General features: G+C 67.7%; 23 protein-coding genes and 2 pseudogenes. 15 read left to right on the top strand and 10 right to left on the bottom strand.

Annotated features, from left to right (window positions below):
* Positions 1–36: 36 nt before the first annotated feature.
* From A7D27_RS19175 to A7D27_RS19160, 4 genes are read left to right on the top strand one after another with little or no spacing between them, the layout of a single operon-like run.
* The gene (locus A7D27_RS19175; protein WP_069565773.1) at positions 37–264 is read left to right on the top strand and encodes a DUF1127 domain-containing protein; all 228 of its coding nucleotides are present in this window, start codon (positions 37–39) and stop codon (positions 262–264) included.
* 37 nt (positions 265–301) lie between these two features.
* Entirely contained in the window at positions 302–1174 is an 873-nt protein-coding gene (locus tag A7D27_RS19170) for a PhzF family phenazine biosynthesis protein (RefSeq protein WP_069565772.1), read from the top strand.
* A gap of 10 nt (positions 1175–1184) precedes the next feature.
* Complete coding sequence (locus A7D27_RS19165) at positions 1185–1646, top strand: DUF3291 domain-containing protein (RefSeq protein WP_069565771.1); 462 nt, start codon at positions 1185–1187, stop codon at positions 1644–1646.
* On the top strand, positions 1643–2860 hold the full coding sequence (locus A7D27_RS19160) for a winged helix-turn-helix domain-containing protein (RefSeq protein WP_069565770.1): 1218 nt from the start codon (positions 1643–1645) through the stop codon (positions 2858–2860). Before A7D27_RS19165 ends, A7D27_RS19160 begins: the two co-directional genes overlap by 4 nt.
* Positions 2861–2890: 30 nt before the next feature.
* Here A7D27_RS19160 and A7D27_RS19155 read toward each other — a convergent pair whose 3' ends face one another.
* A complete protein-coding gene (locus A7D27_RS19155; RefSeq protein ID WP_069565769.1) occupies positions 2891–3895 on the bottom strand; it encodes an NADP-dependent oxidoreductase in 1005 nt (334 codons plus the stop codon).
* A 227-nt stretch (positions 3896–4122) separates the two neighbouring features.
* Between A7D27_RS19155 and A7D27_RS19150 the strand changes: the two genes are divergently transcribed.
* Complete coding sequence (locus A7D27_RS19150) at positions 4123–4884, top strand: SDR family oxidoreductase (RefSeq protein ID WP_069565768.1); 762 nt, start codon at positions 4123–4125, stop codon at positions 4882–4884.
* A 59-nt stretch (positions 4885–4943) separates the two neighbouring features.
* On the opposite strand, the gene A7D27_RS19145 is transcribed toward A7D27_RS19150, so the two are convergent.
* Both A7D27_RS19145 and A7D27_RS19140 read right to left on the bottom strand, forming a co-directional pair.
* Complete coding sequence (locus A7D27_RS19145; protein ID WP_069565767.1) at positions 4944–6146, bottom strand: benzoate/H(+) symporter BenE family transporter; 1203 nt, start codon at positions 6144–6146, stop codon at positions 4944–4946.
* Positions 6146–6757 (bottom strand): LysE family translocator, encoded by a 612-nt coding sequence (locus A7D27_RS19140; RefSeq protein ID WP_069565766.1) that lies wholly within the window; start codon positions 6755–6757, stop codon positions 6146–6148. The genes A7D27_RS19145 and A7D27_RS19140 overlap by 1 nt, the downstream gene beginning before the upstream one ends.
* 147 nt (positions 6758–6904) lie before the next feature.
* Between A7D27_RS19140 and A7D27_RS19135 the strand changes: the two genes are divergently transcribed.
* A complete protein-coding gene (locus A7D27_RS19135) occupies positions 6905–7534 on the top strand; it encodes a hypothetical protein (RefSeq protein WP_083265703.1) in 630 nt (209 codons plus the stop codon).
* A 6-nt stretch (positions 7535–7540) separates the two neighbouring features.
* Here A7D27_RS19135 and A7D27_RS19130 read toward each other — a convergent pair whose 3' ends face one another.
* Positions 7541–7996, bottom strand: coding sequence for a MarR family winged helix-turn-helix transcriptional regulator (locus A7D27_RS19130; protein ID WP_069560497.1), 456 nt, complete (start codon positions 7994–7996; stop codon positions 7541–7543).
* A gap of 81 nt (positions 7997–8077) precedes the next feature.
* Here A7D27_RS19130 and A7D27_RS19125 point away from each other — a divergent pair, with 81 nt between their 5' ends.
* From A7D27_RS19125 to A7D27_RS19115, 3 genes are all read left to right on the top strand, one after another.
* Positions 8078–9244 (top strand): PLP-dependent aminotransferase family protein, encoded by a 1167-nt coding sequence (locus A7D27_RS19125; protein ID WP_069565765.1) that lies wholly within the window; start codon positions 8078–8080, stop codon positions 9242–9244.
* 14 nt (positions 9245–9258) lie between these two features.
* Positions 9259–9858, top strand: coding sequence for a glutathione S-transferase family protein (locus A7D27_RS19120; RefSeq protein WP_069565764.1), 600 nt, complete (start codon positions 9259–9261; stop codon positions 9856–9858).
* 81 nt (positions 9859–9939) lie between these two features.
* Positions 9940–10290 carry a GFA family protein gene (locus tag A7D27_RS19115; protein WP_069565763.1) on the top strand — a complete coding sequence of 117 codons (351 nt, stop codon included), beginning with the start codon at positions 9940–9942 and terminating at the stop codon, positions 10288–10290.
* 66 nt (positions 10291–10356) lie between these two features.
* On the opposite strand, the gene folE is transcribed toward A7D27_RS19115, so the two are convergent.
* Complete coding sequence (gene folE, locus A7D27_RS19110) at positions 10357–10917, bottom strand: GTP cyclohydrolase I FolE (RefSeq protein ID WP_069560493.1); 561 nt, start codon at positions 10915–10917, stop codon at positions 10357–10359.
* A 143-nt stretch (positions 10918–11060) separates the two neighbouring features.
* On the opposite strand from folE, the pseudogene A7D27_RS29215 reads away from it, so the two are divergent.
* Together A7D27_RS29215 and A7D27_RS29210 are read left to right on the top strand one after the other, a co-directional pair.
* Positions 11061–12032, top strand: a pseudogene (locus A7D27_RS29215) (PAS domain-containing protein); the annotation flags it as partial.
* Between the two features lie 192 nt (positions 12033–12224).
* Positions 12225–12575 (top strand): annotated as a pseudogene (locus A7D27_RS29210) (methyl-accepting chemotaxis protein); the annotation flags it as partial.
* Positions 12576–12614: 39 nt separating this feature from the next.
* Here A7D27_RS29210 and A7D27_RS19100 read toward each other — a convergent pair.
* The 3 genes from A7D27_RS19100 to A7D27_RS19090 form a co-directional block, all read right to left on the bottom strand.
* Positions 12615–13172 carry a Smr/MutS family protein gene (locus A7D27_RS19100; protein WP_069565761.1) on the bottom strand — a complete coding sequence of 186 codons (558 nt, stop codon included), beginning with the start codon at positions 13170–13172 and terminating at the stop codon, positions 12615–12617.
* 48 nt (positions 13173–13220) lie between these two features.
* Complete coding sequence (locus tag A7D27_RS19095; protein WP_069565760.1) at positions 13221–13541, bottom strand: hypothetical protein; 321 nt, start codon at positions 13539–13541, stop codon at positions 13221–13223.
* A gap of 102 nt (positions 13542–13643) precedes the next feature.
* Positions 13644–14240, bottom strand: coding sequence for a cysteine hydrolase family protein (locus A7D27_RS19090; RefSeq protein WP_044399773.1), 597 nt, complete (start codon positions 14238–14240; stop codon positions 13644–13646).
* Positions 14241–14566: 326 nt separating this feature from the next.
* Between A7D27_RS19090 and prmB the strand changes: the two genes are divergently transcribed.
* Positions 14567–15481 carry a 50S ribosomal protein L3 N(5)-glutamine methyltransferase gene (prmB, locus tag A7D27_RS19085; RefSeq protein WP_069565759.1) on the top strand — a complete coding sequence of 305 codons (915 nt, stop codon included), beginning with the start codon at positions 14567–14569 and terminating at the stop codon, positions 15479–15481.
* 81 nt (positions 15482–15562) lie between these two features.
* On the opposite strand, the gene A7D27_RS19080 is transcribed toward prmB, so the two are convergent.
* On the bottom strand, positions 15563–16351 hold the full coding sequence (locus tag A7D27_RS19080; protein WP_069565758.1) for an N-acetyltransferase: 789 nt from the start codon (positions 16349–16351) through the stop codon (positions 15563–15565).
* A 34-nt stretch (positions 16352–16385) separates the two neighbouring features.
* Entirely contained in the window at positions 16386–17378 is a 993-nt protein-coding gene (locus A7D27_RS19075; protein ID WP_083265702.1) for an alpha/beta hydrolase, read from the bottom strand.
* Between the two features lie 129 nt (positions 17379–17507).
* Between A7D27_RS19075 and aroC the strand changes: the two genes are divergently transcribed.
* Genes aroC through A7D27_RS19060 form a run of 3 tightly spaced genes read left to right on the top strand, consistent with a single transcriptional unit; the run spans position 17508 to position 20358 of the window.
* Positions 17508–18599: a chorismate synthase gene (gene aroC / locus A7D27_RS19070; protein ID WP_069560488.1), complete on the top strand. Its 1092-nt coding sequence runs from the start codon at positions 17508–17510 to the stop codon at positions 18597–18599.
* Positions 18596–19747: an MFS transporter gene (locus tag A7D27_RS19065; RefSeq protein WP_069560487.1), complete on the top strand. Its 1152-nt coding sequence runs from the start codon at positions 18596–18598 to the stop codon at positions 19745–19747. The genes aroC and A7D27_RS19065 overlap by 4 nt, the downstream gene beginning before the upstream one ends.
* Complete coding sequence (locus A7D27_RS19060; RefSeq protein ID WP_069565757.1) at positions 19744–20358, top strand: methylthioribulose 1-phosphate dehydratase; 615 nt, start codon at positions 19744–19746, stop codon at positions 20356–20358. Before A7D27_RS19065 ends, A7D27_RS19060 begins: the two co-directional genes overlap by 4 nt.
* Positions 20359–20407: the final 49 nt, after the last annotated feature.

Genomic DNA, 20407 nt, shown 5'->3' with positions numbered 1-20407 from the left:
CGGAAACTGCCGCCAACCCACAAGGAGGGCCACGCGATGAAAAGTCCAACCCAGCATGTCGCCATTGTGCAGCCGTACTCACTGCGCCTGTCGGTGGCGGGGCGCACGCTACTGGCCCGTCTCAAGCGCTGGTTCCGGCTGTACCGGCAACGCCGCGACCTGGCCCAGGCCAGCGACGCGATGCTCAAGGACCTGGGCCTGTCCCGCGCCGATGTCATGCGCGAATCCGAACGGCCTTTCTGGGATGATCCCCTGGCCAAGTAACCCACCGACGCAAACGACCATCGAACAAGGAAGCCCCATGCACATAGAAGTCAGGATCGTCAACGCCTTCACCGATGGCGCGGTGGGCGGCAACCCGGCCGGCGTGGTGCTGGACGCCGACGCGCTCAGCACCGCTCAGAAACAGGCCATCGCGGCCCGTGTCGGCCTGTCCGAGACGGCCTTCGTCTCCGCCTCCGAGGTGGCACCGTTCAAGCTGGAGTTCTTCACCCCCAACCGCCAGGTGGCCCATTGCGGCCACGCCACGGTGGCCACCTTCTCGCTGCTGCGGGAGCTGGGACGGGTCGCTCCCGGCACCTCGGCGAAGGAGACCATCGACGGCCGGCGCTCGGTGTTCGTGGAGCGCGAGCAGGTCTTCATGGAGCAGGCCGCGCCGCGTTACCAACTGCTGGATGACGGCCAGCGTGCGCAGTTGCTGCAGGCCCTGGGCCTCGTGCCGGCGCAGTTGGCCGATGGCCTGCCGGTGGAGCGGGTGAGCACCGGGCTGGGCTTCGTGATCGTGCCGCTGCGCAGCGAAGCCGATGTGGCCGGCATTCGCATCGACACGCCCGCCCTGGAGCAGCTCAGTGAAGCGCTGGACCTGGTAGGCGTGTACGCCTTCTCACAGCAGACCCGCCAGCCGGACCGGCACGCCGGAGCGCGGATGTTCGCGCCGCGCTACGGCATTGCCGAGGAGTCGGCCACCGGCATGGCGGCTGGGCCGCTGGCCTGCTACCTGCACGACCGCGTCGGGCTGAAGCAGCCGGTGCTGCGCATCGAGCAGGGCCACCTGATGCAGCCGCCGTCGCCGAGCCTGATCACCGTTGAGTTCGATCTGGAGCGCGACGCCATCCTGCGGCTGATGGCCGGTGGCGCTGCCCAGGTCATGCAGACCCTGACCCTGGACTTGTAAGGACCCGCCCATGACGCATCACCTGGCACAACTGAACATCGCCCGCATGAAAGCCCCGCTGGATTCGCCGGTGATGGCGGATTTCGTCGCCAACCTGGCCCGCATCAACGGCCTCGCGGAGGCGTCTCCCGGCTACCTCTGGCGGCTGCAGGACGAGTCGGGCGATGCCACCGCGCTGCGTCCGTTCGGCGATGACGTGGTGGTGAACCTCTCGCTCTGGCGGGACCTGGATTCGTTGAAGGCCTTCACCTACCAGGGCGCCCACACCGAGATGCTCAAGCGCCGGGGCGAGTGGTTCGATCGCCTCGGTGAGGCCCACCAGGTGCTCTGGTGGGTACCGGCGGGTCACCGGCCGGACGTGCACGAGGCCGCCCGGCGCCTGGCCCGGCTGCAGGAGGAGGGCGCAGGGCCGGAGGCCTTCACCTTCCGTCACGCCCACCCGGCGCCGGCTGCCGTGAGCCCCGTGGCATGAGTGGAGCGACGCTGGCGCTGAGCGCGAGCGAGGCACGGCGTCTGGTGCTCGCGGCCCAGGGGTTCACCCGGGCGCCCCGTGGCGCGGTGCGGCCCCCGCACCTGGCGTCGCTGGCCGAGCGGCTGGGCGTGGTGCAGATCGATTCGGTGAATGCCCTGGTGCGTTCCCATTACCTGCCGTTCTTTTCCCGCCTGGGCGGCTACGACGCCGCGGCGCTGGATGCGATGGCCTGGAGCGGCGGGCGTCAGCGGCGCTTCTTCGAGTACTGGGGGCACGAGGCGTCGCTGTTGCCGCTGTCCTTCTACCCGCTGATGCGCTGGCGCATGGCGCGTTCGGCCGCCGGGCAGGGTATCTACGCCATGCTGGCGCGTTTCGGCCGTGAACGGCAGGACGTGATCCAGCGGGTGCTGCAGGCCATCCGCACGGACGGCGCAAGCGGAGCCGGTGCACTCAGCACCCGCACCGAGCGGGCCGGCCCCTGGTGGGACTGGAGCGATGAGAAGAACGCGCTGGAATGGCTGTTCGCCGCTGGCGAGGTGACGGTGGCTGGCCGGCGCGGCTTCGAGCGCCTGTACGACCTGCCGGAGCGGGTGATTCCCGCGCAATGGCTGAACACCCCGGAGCCGACGCCCGATGCGGCGATGCGCGCGCTGCTGCTGCATGCCGCACGCGCCCTGGGCGTGGCGACGGAGAAGGACCTGCGCGACTACTTCCGCCTGGAGGTGGCCGATGCCCGGCGAGCCCTGGCGGAGCTGGTGGAGGCTGGCGAGCTGCTGCCGACCCAGGTGCGTGGCTGGACACAGCCGGCCTACTGCGCCGGTGAGCCGATCATCCCCCGGCGGGTTCGCGCAGCGGCGTTGCTGTCGCCCTTCGATTCGCTGATCTGGGAGCGCAGCCGCACCGAGCGGCTGTTCGGCTTCCACTACCGGCTGGAGCTCTACACCCCGGCCGATCGCCGCCGCTATGGCTACTACGTGCTGCCGTTCCTGCTGGGGGATCGCCTGGTGGCGCGGGTCGACCTGCGTGCTGACCGGCAGGGCAGCAGCCTGAAGGTGCTGGCGGTGCATGAGGAGGCCGGCGGCCTGCCGGAGCCGGCCCTGGCCGAGCTGGGCCGCTGCCTGGTGGAGATGGCGAGCTGGTTGGGGTTGGACAGGGTGGACCTGGCCTGCGTGAGGCCGGTTTCGCAAGACTTGGGGCGCTGGCTGCAGGCATAGCGGGGGCCGCGTAGCGACCCCCGCCAGGTCTCAGCGGACCTTGAGCACCAGCTTGCCGAAGTTGCCGCCGTCGAACAGCTTGGACAGGGTCTCGGGGAAGGTTTCCAGGCCTTCCACCACGTCTTCCTTGCTCTTCAGTTGGCCGCTGGCCATCCAGCCGCCCATCTCGCGGGCGGCATCGGCGAACTTCGCCGCGTGGTCCATCACCACGAAGCCTTCCATGCGGGCACGGTTGACCAGCAGCGACAGGTAGTTGGCCGGGCCCTTCACCGCTTCCTTGTTGTTGTACTGGCTGATGGCGCCGCAGATGACGATGCGGGCCTTGGGTGCGAGGCGGGTCAGCACGGCGTCGAGGATGTCGCCGCCAACGTTGTCGAAGTACAGGTCCACGCCCTTGGGGCACTCGCGCTTGAGCGCTTCGGCGACGTTCTCGGCCTTGTAGTCGATGGCGGCGTCGAAGCCCAGCTCGTCCACCAGGAAGCGGCACTTGTCGGCGCCACCGGCAATGCCGACCACGCGGCAGCCCTTGATACGGGCGATCTGCCCGGCCACGCTGCCCACCGCGCCGGCAGCGCCAGAGAGCACCACGGTCTCGCCGGCCTTGGGCGCGCCGACCTCCAGCAGGGCGAAGTAGGCGGTCATGCCGGTCATACCCAGGGCGGAGAGGTACAGCGGCAGCGGCGCCTTGCTCGGGTCGACCTTGTAGAAGCCGCGCGGCTCGCCGAGGAAGTAGTCCTGCACACCCAGGGCGCCGTTGACGTGGTCGCCCACGGCGAAGTCCGGGTGGTTGGAGGCGATCACCTTGCCCACGCCGAGGGCGCGCATCACCTCGCCGATGCCCACCGGGGGGATGTAGGACCTAGCGTCGTTCATCCAGCCACGCATGGCCGGGTCGAGGGACAGGTAGAGGTTTTCCACCAGCACCTGACCGGGTCCAGGTTCGCCAACGGCCGTCTCGACGAAGTTGAACGTGTCGCGGGTGGCGGGCCCGACGGGGCGCTTGGCGAGCAGGAACTGGCGGTTGATCAGGGACATGGCAGGGGACTCCGAATGGGTGAGACCCACCGGTTTAGTCGGGCAGGCCGGCCAGGGCAAGGTTCGTTGTCGCGAGGAATGCCACGGCATGAATCCGGATGATCCATGGGGGTGGCCTTGATCATCCGTCTGGATGCTGCTCTCTACAGCGGCCTGATGATGCTGACGCCGTTCCGGTCCGACTGGCTAGACTCCCAGCGATTTCCACAGCATCCGAGGTTGCATCGATGAGCACGAGATTCTCCGGCCAGGTCGCCCTGGTCACCGGCGCCGGCAATGGCATCGGCCGCGCTACTGCACAGGCCTTTGCCGCTGAAGGCATCAAGGTGGTGGTGTCCGACGTGGATGTGGTCGGCGGCGAGACCACCGTGCAACTGATCCGCGAGGCGGGTGGCGAGGCCACCTTCATCCGTTGCGACGTGACCCGGGATGCCGAGGTGAAGGCGCTGGTAGAAGGCACGGTCGCGGCCTACGGTCGCCTCGACTACGCATTCAACAACGCCGGTATCGAGATCGAGAAGGGCAAGCTGGCCGACGGCAACGAGGACGAGTTCGACGCGATCATGGGCGTCAACGTCAAGGGCGTGTGGCTGTGCATGAAGCACCAGATCCCGCAGATGCTGGCACAGGGTGGCGGCGCCATCGTCAACACCGCTTCGGTGGCGGGCATTGGCGCGGCACCGAAGATGAGCATCTACGCTGCCTCCAAGCACGCGGTCATCGGCCTGACCAAGTCGGCCGCCGTGGAGTACGCGAAGAAGAAGGTGCGTGTGAACGCGGTATGCCCGGCGGTGATCGACACCGACATGTTCCGCCGTGCCTACGAGGCGGACCCGAAGAAGGGCGAGTACGCCGCTGCCATGCACCCGGTGGGGCGCATCGGCAAGGTGGAGGAGATCGCCGGTGCGGTGCTCTACCTGTGCAGCGACGTCGCGGGGTTCACCACCGGGCATTCGCTGGTGGTGGACGGTGGTGCGACGGTGGTCTGAGCCATCGCGCGGTCACACGAGAAAGGCGCCCCTGGGCGCCTTTTCCGTTACGGGGCAGGTCAGTCCCGCCCGGTCCTGACGTTGAGGATCAGCAGGGTCAGCACACCGGCCACCAGGCCCCAGAAGGCCGAGCCGATGGACAGCAGCGTCATGCCGGAGGCGGTGACCATGAAGGTCACCAGTGCGGCCTCGCGCTCCCTGGGCTCCTGCATGGCCACGGTGAGGCCGTTGCTGATGGAGCCGAACAGCGCCAGAGCCGCCACCGAGAGCACCAGTTCCTTGGGGAAGGCGGCGAACAGGGCGGCCAGGGTGGCCGCGAAGGTACCGGCGATGCCGTAGAAGACCCCGCACCACATGGCGGCGGTGTAGCGCTTGCTGCGGTCCTCATGGGCGTGGGGGCCGGTGCAGATGGCGGCGCTGATGGCGGCCAGGTTGATGCCGTGGGAGCCGAAGGGCGCCAGCAGCAGCGAGGCGAAGCCGGTGGCCGAGACCAGGGGCGAGGCCGGCACCTGGTAGCCGTCGGCACGCAGCACGGCGATGCCGGGGATGTTCTGCGAGGCCATCGCCACGATGAACAGCGGCAGGCCGATGCTGATGATGGCAGTGAGGGAGAAGGTCGGGGTGGTCCACACCGGCTGCGCCAGGTGGAAGTGGAAGCCGCTGAAGTCCAGCAGGCCGAGGGCGCCGGCGGTGATGCAGCCCACCAGTAGCGCGGCGAGCACCGCATAGCGTGGCTGCAGGCGCTTGAACAGCAGGTAGCTGAAGAACATCGCCAGGACCAGGGCGGTGCGGTGCTGGGCGGCGATGAAGATCTCGCTGCCGATCTTGAACAGGATGCCGGCAAGCAGGGCGGCGGCGAGGGAGCCCGGCAGGCGCCGCATCAGCCGCTCGAAGCCGCCGGTGAGCCCCACCAGGGTCAGCAGGATGGCGCAGACGACGAAGGCGCCGATGGCGTCGGAGTAGGGCACCCCGGGCAGGCTGGTGATCAGCAGCGCTGCGCCCGGGGTGGACCAGGCCACGGTGATCGGCGTGCGGTAGCGCAGCGAGAGGCCGATGCTGCAGATGGCCATGCCGATGGACAGGGCCCAGATCCACGAGGCGATCTGCCCGCTGGAGAGGCCGGCGGCCTGGCCGGCCTGGAACATCAGCACCAGGGAGCTGGTGTAGCCGGTGAGCATCGCGATGAAGCCGGCCACCACCGCCGACGGCGAGGAGTCGGCCAGTGGGCGCAGACGGGGCAGGGCGGTGCCGGAGTCTGACATCAGTGCGTTCCCTTGAAGTCGACGAGGATGGGGTAGAGCGAGGCCACCAGCAGAACGGCCATGCCGATATTGAACGCCCGCAGCACCCGTGGCGAGGACAGCCAGTGGCGCAGCAGGCTGCCGGCGACGGTCCAGAGGCCGACGCTGGGGCAGTTGATCAGGGCGAACAGGACGGCGATCAGCAGGGCGTTGGTGACGAAGTTCTCCTGCGGGGTGTAGGTGGTGATGGCGCCGATCGCCATGACCCAGGCCTTGGGGTTGACCCACTGGAAGGCCGCCGCCTGGAGGAAGGTGAAGGGGCGCGCCTCGCCCTTGGCGTCGTCGGGGGCGCCGGAGCCGGCGATTTTCCAGGCCAGGTAGATCAGATAGGCTGCGCCGCCATAACGCAGCAGGCTGTACAGCAGGGGAATCTGCTCGAAGACCTGATGCAGCCCCAGGCCCACCGCGGCGACCATCACCATGAAGCCGATGCTGATGCCGAGCATGTGCGGCAGGCTGCGGCGGATGCCGAAATTGACCCCTGAGGCGAGCAGCATCATGTTGTTGGGGCCTGGGGTGATGGAGGTGACGAGGGCAAACAGCGCAAAGGCGAGCAGCAGTTCCAGGCTCATGGCAGGTCTCTCTTCTTGGAGGGGAAAGCCTACGGCGTGACGCGTCGCCGCGCCCCGTACAGCGATGCGCGCAAAAAGCGATACAGTCGCGTGACGTCGCCTGTGTGCACCGCTACTGTGCCGGTCAGTTGAATCAGGAGCCCAGTGATGGACGAGAACCCCTACGCACCACCCCAGGTCGAACTGCTCCAGCCGGAGGCGCCGCGCCCGTTGCCGGAGTGGAGTGCCGGCCAGCTCAGGCTGTTGGGCTGGTTGTCCCTGGTCGGCTTCCTGGGCAACCTGATGCTGTTGTTGGGCGCGGTGTCGATCGGTTGGTTCGGCGTCGAGCTGCCGGTGGCCTTTACCGACTGGTCGGGCCTTTCCCTGGTGCTGCTGGGCAGTTATGTGTCCCTGCGCTTCAAGGCCTTTGCCGAGGCGCGTTTTGCTGCCATTGGCCTGACCTGGCCCACCTGGGTCGTGGTCGTATCCAGCGTGCTGCTGCAGGTGTGGCTCATGGCAGTGGGGGAGCGACTGGCGAGCTTCGGGTGGGAAGCGGCGCTCTACGGTGCGGGCATGGTGCTGTGCGGGGTGGGGTGTATCTGGCTCGGTGTGCGCCTGGTGAAGGTGCCGGATTCCTACCCGTCGTTCCGGGTCGTGGCCGGTTCGATCCTGGTCACGGGTGTGATGCTGGCTTCACTGCTGCTGGCCGCGTTCAGTTCGCTGCCGGCCCTGGTGTCGGTGGTGGCCACGGCGCTGGTGTTCTTCCGGGGTGCACGGGAACTGGAGGGCGGGCGCTGAGGCGCCTCAGGTGCCTTCCGACTCATCCTGGCGGGCGCCGCCCAGGGTCTGGTTGACCTTCAGCCAGCCTTCCACCGCATCGGCCCCGGCCTCGCCGAAGGCCCGCTCCAGCAGGCGGGCCTGCTCCCGGCGCAGGCTCTTCTCCAGCTTCGAGCCTTCTGCCGTCAGCCCTAGCTGGCGCTTGCGCTTGTCGTCGTCGGCGGTGCTGCTCTGCACCAGGTCCATCTCCATGAGCTGGCGCAGCGGCGTGTTCAGCGCCTGCTTGCTCACGCCGAGGTAGCCGAGCATTTCCTTCACGCTCAGCCCCGGGTATTTGGCGATGAAGAACAGGATGCGGTGGTGTACCCGCGACAGCCCGCGACGGGCGAGCATCTCGTCGGGCTTGCTGGTGAAAGCCTGGTAGCCGAAGAAGAAGGCCTCCATGGCAGCGTGCTGGACGGCGGGGTTTTTAAGGTCAAGCATATTGACGTATCCATCCCGGGCATCGTAGTTTCGGTCAAGCAGTTTGACTCAATTCCCACGCCTTCGCACCCGGTGACATCCATGGCCTTCTCCGAACGCATCGCCCGCCTGAAAAGCTCCCTGATCCGTGAAATCCTCGCTGCGGCGCAGCGCCCGGAGGTGATGTCCTTCGCCGGTGGCCTGCCGGCCGAGCCGATGCTGCCGAAGGTGGAGTGGGCGGATATGCCGGCGAGCATGGGCCAGTACGGCATGAGCGAGGGCGAGCCGGCCCTGCGTGAGGCGGTGGCCGCCGAGGCGCGCGCGCTGGGTGTGCCCTGCGATGCCAGTCAGGTGCTGATCGTCAGCGGCTCCCAGCAGACCCTGGACCTGGCGTCCAAGCTGTTCATCGACCCGGGCACCGAAGTGCTGCTGGAGGCGCCGACCTACCTGGCCGCGCTGCAGGCGTTCCAACTGTTCGGAGCCGACTGTATCGCCGTGGCCCAGGAGGCCGACGGCCCCGAGCTGGCCTCCCTGCGCCAGCGCCTGGAGCAGCACAAGCCGGCCTTCGCCTACCTGATCCCGACCTTCCAGAACCCCTCGGCAGTGCGCTACAGCGAGGCCAAGCGCGACGCCGTGGCGGCGCTGCTGGACGAGTTCGGCGTGACCCTGATCGAAGACGAGCCGTACCGCGAACTGGTGTTCGATGGCGGCAGCGCCACCCCCATCGTCAGCCGCCTGAAGAAGGCCAGCTGGATCTACACCGGCACCGTCTCCAAGACCCTGCTGCCGGGCCTGCGCGTGGGCTTCCTGATCGCCAGCCCGGACCTGTTCCCCTACCTGCTGCGCCTGAAGCAGTCCGCCGACCTGCACACCAACCGCATCGGCCAATGGCAGGCCCTGCAATGGCTGGGCAGTGAGCAGTACCGGGGCCACCTGGCCGAGCTGCGTGACTTCTACCGCGTGCGCCGCGATGCCATGCAGACGGCGCTGGAAGAACACTTCGGCGACCTGGCCACCTGGGAAGTGCCCCAGGGCGGGCTGTTCTTCTGGCTGGCCCTCAAGCAGCCGCTGGATACCCGCACCCTGCTGAAGCCGGCGCTGGATCAGAATGTCGCCTTCATGCCGGGCGAGCCGTTCTTCATCGACCCGGACAACCACCCCGGCTACCTGCGCCTGAACTTCAGTCATGTGGCGCCGGAGCGCCTGGGCGAGGGGCTGCGTCGGCTGGCCAGCGTGGTACGGGAAGCCCAGGCCGCCCAGGCCGTCTGATCGAGGAGCGGGCGATGTACAAGGTTTACGGTGATGTGATTTCCGGCAACTGCTACAAGGTCAAGCTGATCCTCGAGCTGCTGGGGCAGCCCTATCAGTGGGTGCCGGTGGACATCCTCAAGGGTGAGACCCGGAGCGAGGCCTTCCTGGCGCTCAACCCCAACGGCAAGATTCCGGTCCTGGAGCTGGAGGACGGCACCACCCTGTGGGAGTCCAACGCCATCCTCAACTTCCTGGCCGAGGGCAGCGACCTGCTGCCCACCGAGCCGCGCCTGCGCACCCAGGTGCTGCAGTGGCAGTTCTTCGAGCAGTACAGCCATGAGCCCTATGTGGCGGTGGCGCGCTTCATCAAGCGCTACCAGGGCATGCCGGTCGAGCGCGCCGAGGAGTACCAGGTGTGCCTGGTGCGCGGCTACAAGGCCCTGCGGGTGATGGAGCAGCAGCTCTCCCGCACGCCGTACCTGGTGGGTGATACCTATTCGATCGCGGACATCGCCCTGTACGCCTACACCCATGTGGCGGAAGAGGGCGGCTTCGACCTCTCCGGCTTCCCTGCCATCCAGGCCTGGATGGCGCGGGTGGCGGCTCATCCGCGTCACGTCAGCATCGGCTGAGGCGGCACGTGGCCGGCATGGCGCGCAGGGCAGCCCGGGTCTAACGTCCTCCGGGTCCGTTCCGGGCCTGGAGGCATGCAGATGAAATACCGGGGTGGCTGCCATTGCGGCCGTGTCGCATTCGAGGTCGAGGGCAGCCCCATCACCGAGGTGATGGCCTGCAACTGCTCGCTGTGCAGCAAGCGTGGCTACCTGCTGTGGTTCGTCCCGCGCGCCCAGTTGGTGCTGGAGACGCCCGAGTCCGACCTGTCTACCTACCGCTTCAATCGCATGCAGATTGCCCATCACTTCTGCGGCACCTGCGGCTGCGCGCCGTTCGGCGAGGCTTCCGATCCCCAGGGCAACGCCATGGCGGCGGTGAACGTGCGCTGCCTGGAGGGCGTCGATCCGGATGCGCTGCAGGTGCGCAAGGTGGATGGGCGCAGCTTCTAGCGGGTCGTCTTCCGGGGCTCTAAATAAAAAAACCGGCCCTGGGCCGGTTTTTTCGTGGGCGATCCCTCAGCGGATCAGGTTGAGGAACTCGCTGCGGGTCGCGGCGTTGTTGCGGAATTCGCCGAGCATCACCGAGGTGATCATCGAGGAATTCTGCTTCTCCACGCCGCGCATCATCATGCACATGTGCTGGGCCTCGATCACCACGGCCACGCCCAGGGCGCCGGTGACCTGCTCCACCGCTTCGGCGATCTGCCGGGTGAGGTTCTCCTGGATCTGCAGGCGGCGGGCGAACATGTCGACGATGCGCGCCACCTTGGACAGGCCCAGCACCTTGCCGTTGGGCAGGTAGGCCACGTGGGCCTTGCCGATGAAGGGCAGCAGGTGGTGCTCGCACAGGGAGTACAGCTCGATGTCCTTCACCAGCACCATCTCGCTGTTGTCGGAGGTGAACAGGGCGCCGTTGATCACCTCGTCAAGGGTCTGCTCGTAGCCGCGGCAGAGGTACTGCATGGCCTTGGCAGCGCGCTTGGGGGTGTCCAGCAGGCCTTCGCGGTTCACGTCCTCACCCAGTTGGCCGAGGATCGCGGTGTAGTGGCTTGCCAGTTTGTCGGGGCTAGAGTCCATGGTGCTTCCAGAATCGAGTGGATGTAGGCGGACCATTGGCATGCCCATCGGGCCCGGTTGTTGCCGGGGCAGCCCTTACGGCTGCATCGCACGCGGTGGGGGCGGGACGCTCTGACGGCGGCTTCCGCACGGCCACCCGGCACATGGTCGCGTTTCGTTCGGCGGCGATTGTACTGCGCCTGCCCGTGCTTGCCGAACTTCTTTGGCCGTTCCACCGTCTGATGGCAGTCGGCCATCGCGGCGATAGCAATCTTCGAGTGTCCATCGCTTCAGCCCATCCTTGGGCTGCCGATACCTGTGCCGTTCTTTCTATCCTCATGCCGTTTTCGAGGTCCTTCCCGATGTTCCAGTCATCCCTCAAGCGCGAACTGGCCGAGTGCCAAGCCCAGCTCGCGCAGGCTCTGGCGCGCCGTAGCGCCGTCGAACGCTCCATGGCGGTCATCGAGTTCCTGCCGGATGGCACCATCGTGTCCGCCAACGAGAACTTCCTCTCCGCGGTCGGCTACCGCCCGGAGGAGGTGCAGGGTCGGCACCACCGCATGTTCTGCGAGCCGGCCTATGCCAACAGCACCGAGTACCGCCGCTTCTGGGAGCGTCTGGCGGCGGGCGAGTTCATCCGTGACCGTTTCCGCCGGCGTGACAAGCAGGGGCGCGAGCTATGGCTCGAGGCCAGCTACAACCCGGTGCGTGACACGGCCGGGCGGGTGATCGGGGTGTTCAAGCTGGCCACCGACATCACTGCCCAGGTGCTGCGTGAACAGCAGCAGGAGAGCCTGATCAGTGCCATTGACCGTTCCATGGCGGTGATCGAGTTCAACCTGCGGGGGGAGGTGCTCACCGCCAACGAGAATTTCCTGAGCCTGATGGGGTATCGCCTGGACGAGATCCGTGGGCGCCATCACCGGCAGTTGTGTACCCGGGAGGACGCGGCATCGCCCGAGTACACGCAGTTCTGGGAGCGCCTGAATCGCGGCGAGTTCTTCACGGGCCGTTTCAAGCGGGTCAACAAGCGCGGGGATGTGGTCTGGCTGCGCGCCACCTATAACCCGGTGTTCGACGCCAACGGCACCCTCTGCAAGGTGGTAAAGCTGGCCACGGACGTGACCGAGCAGGTGCTGCACCAGCAGGCAGAGTCCGATGCTGCGCGCCTGGCCTATGAGATATCCCTGCAGACCGACGGTGGTGCGCAGCGCGGTGCCGAGGTGGTCCGGCGCACGGTGGACGTGGTGCAGGGCATCGCTGGCGAATTGAACCGGGCGGCCAGCGGCATTTCGGCCGTGAGCCAGCAGTCCGACCAGATCAGCAGTATCGTGCAGACCATCCGTGGTATCGCCGATCAGACCAACCTGCTGGCGCTGAACGCCGCCATCGAGGCGGCACGGGCCGGCGAGCAGGGGCGCGGGTTCGCCGTGGTGGCCGAGGAGGTGCGCAACCTGGCGGTACGCACGGCTCAGGCGACGGTGGAGATCGTCGACGTTGTACGGCGCAACCATGAGCTGTCCCAGGAGGCGGTCCAGAGCATGGAAAGCAGCCGCGAGAAGGTGGAGCAGGGGGTGGAACTGGCCAGTCATGCGGGCCAGGCGATCTTGGAAATCCAGGAAGGTGCCCAGCGTGTGGTGGAAGCCATCCGCCAGTTCAGTTCCACGCTGGGGCGCTGAGCCGAGGGGGCGCCCGGTGCCGGGCGGCGCTGGTCACGTCTACTCGTCGCGGCCTTCGAGCATGGTGCGGCGCAACATCACGTAGAGGGCACCGGTGCCGCCGTGGCGCGGCAGGCAGGAGGTGAAGCCGAGCACCTGGGGATGCTGGCGCAGCCAGGTGTTGACGTGGCTCTTGATCAGCGGGCGCTTGCCATCCAGGCGCGCCGCCTTGCCATGGGTGATGCGCACGCAGCGGATTTCCAGCTTGGCGGCCTCGGCGAGGAAGTCCCAGAGGGTCTCTCGGGCCTTCTCCACGGTCATGCCGTGCAGGTCGAGGCTGCCCTCGAAGGCAATCTGGCCCTGCTTGAGCTTGCGCATCTGGCCTTCCTGGACGCCGTCGCGGGCCCAGTGCAGCTCATCCTCGGCACCCACGTCGATCACGAAGAGGTCGGACAGGCCGTCCACCTTGGTGCTGGTGCCCGCCTGGGTGGCGTTCTGCCGGCGACTGACGACCTGCTGGCGGTCGGCACGCGGCTTGCCGACATCGGCGCGGTCGTGCTGGATGCGTTTGACGCCACGCATCTGCTGGCTGAACAGGGAAAAATCGTCGTCTTGCATGAGGGCCTCCACAGCGGCTGCCCAGTTTACCCGTGAGGCGGGGCGACGTCAGTGGCGTTTCTTCATCAGTCGGGGTGACAGGTCCAGGTTGCTGCGCCGGCGGAAGCGCCACCGTGCATGGCGCCAGAGCCCAACGCCGAAGGCCAGCAGCAACAGGCCGGTGACCAGCAGGGTCAGCGCGGCGCCGGTGCTGTCGTTCAGTGGGCCGAGCGCAGGCGGACGGCCGAGCAGGGTGGCCGAGCCGGCCATCGCCAGGAGGATGCCCAGGGTGGCGATCAGGGCTGCACAGCCGGCCAGCAGCCGCCAGCCCAGGTGCCGGGGCGCATGGGGGCGAAGGCGGCGGGCGTCGAATCCATCGGGGTGTTTCATCCGGTGTTCCTCGTCTTGATCGGGCGTATGACCGGAACCAGCGGGTGGGGTTCCTGCCATTCGCCCGATAGGAGAGGGCCGGCTTTGCGGTGAGGCGTTGCCTCAGGCGAGGGCGCGTGCGTTGGGTACGACGCTGGCGAAGTTGTCGGCGAGGGCGATGACCTCGACGCGGTGCATCTCGTCGGCGCTGATCACGCCGCCGTCAGGGGTGGGCAGGTCACGGGTGGCGCAGGCGGCAGCGACCAGGGTGCAGCGGTAGCCGTAGTCCTTGGCGGCGCGCACGGTGGTGCTGACGCTGGAGTGGGTCATGAAGCCGCAGACGATCAGGTCCAGGTGGCCGATCTCCTGCAGGCGATCGTGCAGGTCGGTGCCGGCGAAGGCGTTGGGCAGGCGCTTCTCGACGACCACCTCGCCGGGCAGCGGGGCGGCTTCGGGCATCTGCTGACCACGCTCGCCCTGGGGGTCCAGCAGGCCACCCGGCACACCCAGGTGCTTGACGTGTACGACAGGGGTGCCGGCTGCGCGAGCGGCGGCCAGCAGGGTCGCGATCTCCTCCAGTGCCGCGTCGAGGCCGGGCAGTGCCAGGACACCGCTGCGGTACTCCTCCTGGACGTCGATGATGACCAGCGTGGCGTTGCTCAGGGTGGTCGGCGGGTAGCCCCGGCCGCTGAGTTGGAACATGGATTTGGGAGCAGACATGCGAATCTCCGGTACGGCGTAGGCCGCTATTGTCCGCCGAGTGACGCGATAAGTGAACCATGTCGCGCAATCCTCTTGCGGGAACCCTCCCGCCGGGCGCACCATCGGAGCTCTTCGGATGGAGTCGAAGTCGCCGTGTGCAAGGAGTTGCCGCATGAATAGCCTGTCTGATCTTCCCCCCTCTTTCTGGCTGCTGTTCGCCTGCGCCGTGGCCATCGCCGTGCTGCGCGAGTTGCGTCGTGAGCGCAGGGAAGATCCCTAGGTGCGTCGCAAGCCTCGAGCGGTCGGGTGTAGAATTCGCGTCCCGTTCCTAGAGGTAGAGCGTCGTGTCCGAATCCCGCCTGCGCACCCTGCGCGACCACATCCGCTGGGCCGTTAGTCGTTTCCATGGGGAGAACCTGTTCTTCGGCCATGGCACCGATAACGCCTGGGATGAAGCCCGCCAGCTCGTCCTCGGCGCCCTGCACCTGCCCTATGAAATTGCCGACAGCTACCTGGACTGCCGCCTGGAGGATGACGAGCGCGAGCATGTCCAGGCGCTGCTGAGGCGCCGCATCCACGAGCGCGTACCGGCTGCCTACCTGCTGGGCGAGGCTTGGTTCTGCGGCCTGCCGTTCGTGGTCGACGAGCGCGTGCTGGTGCCCCGTTCGCCCATCGGCGAGCTGATCGAGCAGGGCTTCGAGCCCTGGCTGCCGCACATGCCGGCGCGCATTCTCGACCTTTGCACCGGTTCCGGCTGTATCGGCATTGCCGCCGCCCACGCCTTCCCCGAGGCGGAGGTGGTGCTGGCCGACCTGTCCTTCGATGCGCTGGAAGTGGCCAACCAGAACATCGAACGCCACGAACTGGACGACCGCGTCTACACCGTCCAGGGCGACGGCTTCGACGGCCTGCCCGGCCAGCGCTTTGACCTGATCCTGTCCAATCCGCCCTATGTCGATGCGGAAGACTTCGCCGACATGCCCGAGGAGTACCACCATGAGCCCGCCATGGGCCTGGCCTGCGGTGATGATGGGCTCGACCTGGTGCGGCGCATGTTGGCCGAGGCCGCCGACCACCTGACTGAGCAGGGCACCCTGATCGTCGAGGTGGGCAACAGCCAGGTGCATGTGGAGGCGCTGTACCCGGAAGTGGACTTCACCTGGCTGGAGTTCGCCCGGGGCGGGCATGGCGTGTTCCTGTTGAGTGCCCGCCAGTGCCGTGAGCACCAGGACCTGTTCCGCGCCCGCCTGACGGGCTGAAAGGGTCGCCCCCGGTCGCCGCGTCTCTGAAAACTGAGGCGATGCCGCATTGGCAACGCAGGTGGTTCTTGGGCATGCCCCTCAGTGGGTGGCGATCCAGATCAGCAAGCCGGCCTGGAACACGGCGAAGACCACCAGGCAGGTGATGGTGAAACGCAGGCCGCTGTCGTCGCGCTTGAGCTCGGCGACGCGGTCCTCCAGCTTGCGGACCTGGATTTCCTGCTGATGCAGGTTGTGGTCGGCCTGCTGCAGCATGTTGGCCGCGTCCAGCAGGCCGATGACCTGCACCTTCTCCTTGTTCCAGTCATCCAGCAGCTCGCTGACGCGACCGGCGCCGTAGTTGGCGTGCAGTTGCAGCGGGTCCTGGTAGGTGACTTCGAATCCCTGGGCCTTGAGCACATGGTCACGGCGCTGGCGGATGTCTTCCGAGGCGGCCAGGGTGTTCGGCAGTGCGCCCCCTTCGACCCGGTAGTGGGCCCACTGGCGTCGTGCCCAGTGGATGCCTCGGGCCAGCAGGAAGCGTCCCAGGCCGCGGTTCTGGGGCTCCAGTCGAAGGCCGTCGTCGGGGCCGAAGCGGACCTCCTTGCTGCGGTGATCGGCCCAGACCTCCAGGCGGTTCTGCTCCTTGCGCATGAGTTGCCCTGGCAGGTTCAGGCTGAGCACCAGCAGGCTGTGGTCGGGGCTGTGCCGCTCCACCTCGCCCAGCTCGATGAAGCGCAGTGGTCGGGGCCCTGTGGCGGGGTCGGCCGGCAGCGGCGCGAGCCTCAGCAGCAGGTGGTTCTCCGGCTCCAGGTCGGCCCAGGGGTGCGGTGGCACCACCACGGGTGTGGGGTCCAGGGCCTCGGGGGGCGGGGTGTCGGTGTCGCTCATCGGACTTTCCTGTTGCAGGCGCGGTGTGATCCGGTTATCGGCCGCCAGGCGGCGGGCTGGAGGGCAGGGCGGCGATGAACGCCAGCAGGTGCTGGCCGAGCTCGCGAGCCAGCGGCAGCTCGGCGGCATTATAGGAGGCCAACTGCTCCTGGATACCGGCCGGTGTGATGCGCAGGATGTGGTTCATGCCGCCGATGATTGCCAGTTCTGCGTCGGGCTTCGCCGCCTTCAGGGCCTCGGCATCGGCAACGCCGACCTGGATGTCGTGGCTGCCCTGCAGGATCAGTGCGGGGATCTTCACTGCTGCGAAAGCCTCAACCGGGTCGTGGGCCAGTAGCGAGATCAGGTAGGGCTGCACGCTGGGTCGGAACAGCACCATCAGTGGTGGCGGAACCTCGTCCATGGTCTGGCCGTTGCGCAGGGCCGTGAGGATCGCGGCGCTCCGTGCCAGGAGTGGAGGCGGCAGGCGTTGGCGCAGTTGTTCCATCAGCAACTGGTCGAAGGGCCGGCCGCTGCCGGCGATCACCACCAGGGCGGCGGCCCCGGTGCGTGGCGCGGCCAGGCTGGCGATCAGCGCGCCTTCGCTGTGGCCGATCAGGATCAGCCTGGAAAACCGGGGGTCGGCTCTGAGCTGGCGTGCCCAGGCGACGGCGTCGTCCACGTAGCCGTCCAGGCTCAGTTGGCGTTCGTCCGGGCCGGCGTCGTGGCTGGCGGCAATGCCGCGCTTGTCGAAGCGCAGGCTGGCGATGCCGTTTCGCGCCAGCAGCTCGGCGAGCTTCTTAAGGTTGTCGTTACGCCCGCCCATGGGGTTGTTGCCGTTGCGGTCGGTGGGGCCGGAACCGGCCACCAGTAACGCGACGGGGGGCGGCTCCTTGCCGCCTGGCAGCAGCAGGGTGCCGTGGAGCACGCCGGTGCCGGTGTTCAGGTCCAGGGGGCGCTGCAGCACGGTATGGGCGGCGAAGCCGGTGGCGGGTGGGAGAAGGCTGCAGAGCAGCGGGGCGAGCAGGGTGTACAGCAGTCGGGGCATGGGGGAATCCGTGTGGGCGTGCCAGGCTTGGATGCCGGCACCGGCGCAAGGTTCGTGGATGAACTGGCCGGGCGCCGCAGGTATACTCCTCGGCCTTTCTTCGAGGCCCATTTCAGCGGAGCACTGTGCATGTCCGGCAACACCTACGGCAAGCTGTTCACCGTCACCACGGCTGGCGAAAGCCACGGCCCGGCGCTGGTCGCCATCGTCGACGGCTGCCCGCCGGGGCTGGAGCTTTCCCTGGAGGACCTGCAACGTGACCTCGACCGCCGCAAGCCGGGTACCAGCCGCCACACCACCCAGCGCCAGGAGGCCGACGAGGTGGAAATCCTCTCCGGCGTCTTCGAAGGCCGCACCACCGGCTGCTCCATCGGCCTGCTGATCCGCAACACCGACCAGAAGTCCAAGGACTACTCGGCGATCAAGGACCTGTTCCGCCCGGCCCACGCCGACTACACCTACCACCACAAGTACGGCGTCCGCGACTACCGCGGCGGCGGCCGCTCCTCGGCGCGCGAGACCGCCATGCGCGTCGCCGCCGGCGCCATCGCCAAGAAGTGGCTGGCCGGCCAGGGCATCCGCATTCGCGGCTACATGAGCCAGCTCGGCCCGATCGAGATCCCCTTCAAGACCTGGGACTCGGTGGAGCAGAACGCCTTCTTCAGCCCCGACCCGGACAAGGTGCCGGAGCTGGAGGCCTACATGGACCAGTTGCGCCGTGATCAGGATTCCGTCGGCGCCAAGATCACCGTCGTCGCCGAAGGCGTGCCGCCAGGCCTGGGTGAGCCGATCTTCGACCGCCTGGACGCGGAACTGGCCCACGCGCTGATGAGCATCAACGCGGTGAAGGGCGTGGAGATCGGCGCCGGCTTCGCGTGCGTTGCCCAGCGCGGCACTGAGCACCGCGACGAGCTGACCCCGGAAGGCTTCCTCAGCAACAACGCCGGCGGCATCCTCGGCGGCATTTCCTCGGGCCAGCCGATCGTCGCCCACCTGGCGCTCAAACCCACCTCCAGCATCACCACACCGGGCCGCTCCATCGACGTCGACGGCAACCCGGTGGACGTGATCACCAAGGGTCGCCACGACCCCTGCGTCGGCATCCGTGCCACGCCCATCGCCGAAGCCATGATGGCCATCGTGCTGATGGACCACCTGCTGCGCCATCGCGGGCAGAACGCCGATGTGCGCGTCAGCACCCCGGTGCTCGGCCAGCTGTGACCGGCGGCGCGCTGCCGTACTGGCGGCTGTCCGGCTTCTACCTGTTCTACTTCGCCCTGCTGGGTGCCACGGCGCCCTTCCTCGGGCTCTACTTCGCCCACCTGGGCTTCTCCGCCGCGCGCATCGGCGAGCTGGTGGCCATCCCCATGCTGATGCGCTGCGTGGCGCCCAACCTCTGGGGCTGGCTGGGCGACCGCAGCGGCCGGCGCCTGGCCATCGTGCGGCTGGGCGCGCTCTGCACCCTGTGCACCTTCGCGCTGATCTTCGTCGACAAGAGCTACGCCTGGCTGGCGATGATCATGGCCCTGCACGCCTTCTTCTGGCATGCGGTGCTACCGCAGTTCGAAGTGATCACCCTTGCGCACCTCAAGGAGCAGGCGGCGCGCTACAGCCAGATCCGCCTGTGGGGCTCGATCGGCTTCATCCTCACCGTGGTCGGCCTGGGCAAGGCGTTCGAGGTGTTCAGCCTGGACGTCTACCCGGTGGCGCTGGTGGTCATCATGGCCGGCATCGTGCTCAGCAGCTGGTGGGTGCCCAATGCCACGCCGGTGGCCCGGGAGGGGGGCGCCAGCGGCGGCTTCCTCGACCAGTTGCGGCAACCCGGCGTGCTGGCGTTCTACCTGTGCGTGGGGCTGATGCAGCTTTCCCACGGCCCGTACTACACCTTCCAGACCATCTACCTGGAAAGCCTCGGCTACCCGCGCGGCTTCATCGGCCAGCTTTGGGCGCTGGGCGTGGTGGCGGAGGTCTTGATGTTCCTGGCGATGGCGCGCATCCTCTCGCGCTTCCCGGTTCGCCAGGTGCTGGCCGCGAGCTTCCTGCTCGCCGCGTTGCGCTGGCTGCTGCTGGGGCATCTCGCCGACAACCTCGCGGTGCTGTTGTTCGCCCAGGTGCTCCATGCGGCGACCTTCGGCAGCTTCCACGCGGCGGCCATCCATTTCGTGCAACGCCAGTTCGGCCCGCAGCAGCAAGGCCAGGGCCAGGCGCTCTACGCAGCCCTCGCCGGCACCGGCGGTGCGCTCGGGGCCCTGTACTCCGGTTACAGCTGGAACAGCCTGGGCGCCTCCTGGACCTTCGTCATCGCCAGCCTGGCCGCCATGGCCGCTGCCGTTATCATTGCCACTCAATTGAAAGAGGAGCGGGCATGAACCGCGAAACACTCACCCGTGAAATCATCGAGGCCGGCCGCTTCCTCTATGGCCGCGGCTGGTCGCCGGCCACCAGCAGCAACTATTCAGCGCGGCTGTCGGCCGACCAGGCGCTGCTGACCGTCTCCGGCAAGCACAAGGGCCAGCTCGGCGAGGACGACGTGCTGGCCACCGATCTCGACGGCATCAGCCTGGAGCCCGGCAAGAAGCCCTCCGCCGAGACCCTGCTGCACACCCAGCTGTACCGCTGGCAGCCCGGGATAGGCGCCGTGCTGCACACCCACTCGGTGAATGCTACCGTGCTCTCGCGGCTGACCCTGAGCGACTCGCTGGTGTTCGCCGACTATGAACTGCAGAAGGCCTTCAGCGGCGTGACCACTCATGAAAGCCAGGTGGAAGTGCCGATCTTCGACAACGACCAGGACATCGCCCGCCTGGCAGCCAAGGTCCAGCCCTGGCTGGACGCGCACCCCGAGTGCGTCGGCTACCTGATCCGTGGCCACGGCCTCTATACCTGGGGCCCACGCATGAGCGACGCGCTGCGCCAGGTCGAAGCCTTCGAGTTCCTGTTCGAGTGCGAGCTGAAGGTTCGCGCCCTGCAGGCCCGCTGACGCCACCCTCCGCCGAGGGAGCCTTGACCCAGACCGCCCGTGCGACCGG

This window comes from Pseudomonas sp. 1D4, assembly GCF_001728925.1.
GTDB classification, from domain to species: Bacteria; Pseudomonadota; Gammaproteobacteria; order Pseudomonadales; family Pseudomonadaceae; genus Metapseudomonas; species Metapseudomonas otitidis.
Note: the sequence above shows the minus strand (reverse complement) of the source record. Positions and strands in the feature narration are given on the sequence as shown.

Bases quoted from the DNA above. Each gene is read 5' to 3' on its own strand.
- A7D27_RS19175 (WP_069565773.1), top strand. From the start codon at position 37: ATGAAAAGTCCAACCCAGCATGTCGCCATTGTGCAGCCGTACTCACTG.
- A7D27_RS19170 (WP_069565772.1), top strand. From the start codon at position 302: ATGCACATAGAAGTCAGGATCGTCAACGCCTTCACCGATGGCGCGGTG.
- A7D27_RS19165 (WP_069565771.1), top strand. From the start codon at position 1,185: ATGACGCATCACCTGGCACAACTGAACATCGCCCGCATGAAAGCCCCG.
- A7D27_RS19160 (WP_069565770.1), top strand. From the start codon at position 1,643: ATGAGTGGAGCGACGCTGGCGCTGAGCGCGAGCGAGGCACGGCGTCTG.
- A7D27_RS19155 (WP_069565769.1), bottom strand. From the start codon at position 3,895: ATGTCCCTGATCAACCGCCAGTTCCTGCTCGCCAAGCGCCCCGTCGGG.
- A7D27_RS19150 (WP_069565768.1), top strand. From the start codon at position 4,123: ATGAGCACGAGATTCTCCGGCCAGGTCGCCCTGGTCACCGGCGCCGGC.
- A7D27_RS19145 (WP_069565767.1), bottom strand. From the start codon at position 6,146: ATGTCAGACTCCGGCACCGCCCTGCCCCGTCTGCGCCCACTGGCCGAC.
- A7D27_RS19140 (WP_069565766.1), bottom strand. From the start codon at position 6,757: ATGAGCCTGGAACTGCTGCTCGCCTTTGCGCTGTTTGCCCTCGTCACC.
- A7D27_RS19135 (WP_083265703.1), top strand. From the start codon at position 6,905: ATGGACGAGAACCCCTACGCACCACCCCAGGTCGAACTGCTCCAGCCG.
- A7D27_RS19130 (WP_069560497.1), bottom strand. From the start codon at position 7,996: ATGCTTGACCTTAAAAACCCCGCCGTCCAGCACGCTGCCATGGAGGCC.
- A7D27_RS19125 (WP_069565765.1), top strand. From the start codon at position 8,078: ATGGCCTTCTCCGAACGCATCGCCCGCCTGAAAAGCTCCCTGATCCGT.
- A7D27_RS19120 (WP_069565764.1), top strand. From the start codon at position 9,259: ATGTACAAGGTTTACGGTGATGTGATTTCCGGCAACTGCTACAAGGTC.
- A7D27_RS19115 (WP_069565763.1), top strand. From the start codon at position 9,940: ATGAAATACCGGGGTGGCTGCCATTGCGGCCGTGTCGCATTCGAGGTC.
- folE (WP_069560493.1), bottom strand. From the start codon at position 10,917: ATGGACTCTAGCCCCGACAAACTGGCAAGCCACTACACCGCGATCCTC.
- A7D27_RS19100 (WP_069565761.1), bottom strand. From the start codon at position 13,172: ATGCAAGACGACGATTTTTCCCTGTTCAGCCAGCAGATGCGTGGCGTC.
- A7D27_RS19095 (WP_069565760.1), bottom strand. From the start codon at position 13,541: ATGAAACACCCCGATGGATTCGACGCCCGCCGCCTTCGCCCCCATGCG.
- A7D27_RS19090 (WP_044399773.1), bottom strand. From the start codon at position 14,240: ATGTCTGCTCCCAAATCCATGTTCCAACTCAGCGGCCGGGGCTACCCG.
- A7D27_RS19080 (WP_069565758.1), bottom strand. From the start codon at position 16,351: ATGAGCGACACCGACACCCCGCCCCCCGAGGCCCTGGACCCCACACCC.
- A7D27_RS19075 (WP_083265702.1), bottom strand. From the start codon at position 17,378: ATGCCCCGACTGCTGTACACCCTGCTCGCCCCGCTGCTCTGCAGCCTT.
- aroC (WP_069560488.1), top strand. From the start codon at position 17,508: ATGTCCGGCAACACCTACGGCAAGCTGTTCACCGTCACCACGGCTGGC.
- A7D27_RS19060 (WP_069565757.1), top strand. From the start codon at position 19,744: ATGAACCGCGAAACACTCACCCGTGAAATCATCGAGGCCGGCCGCTTC.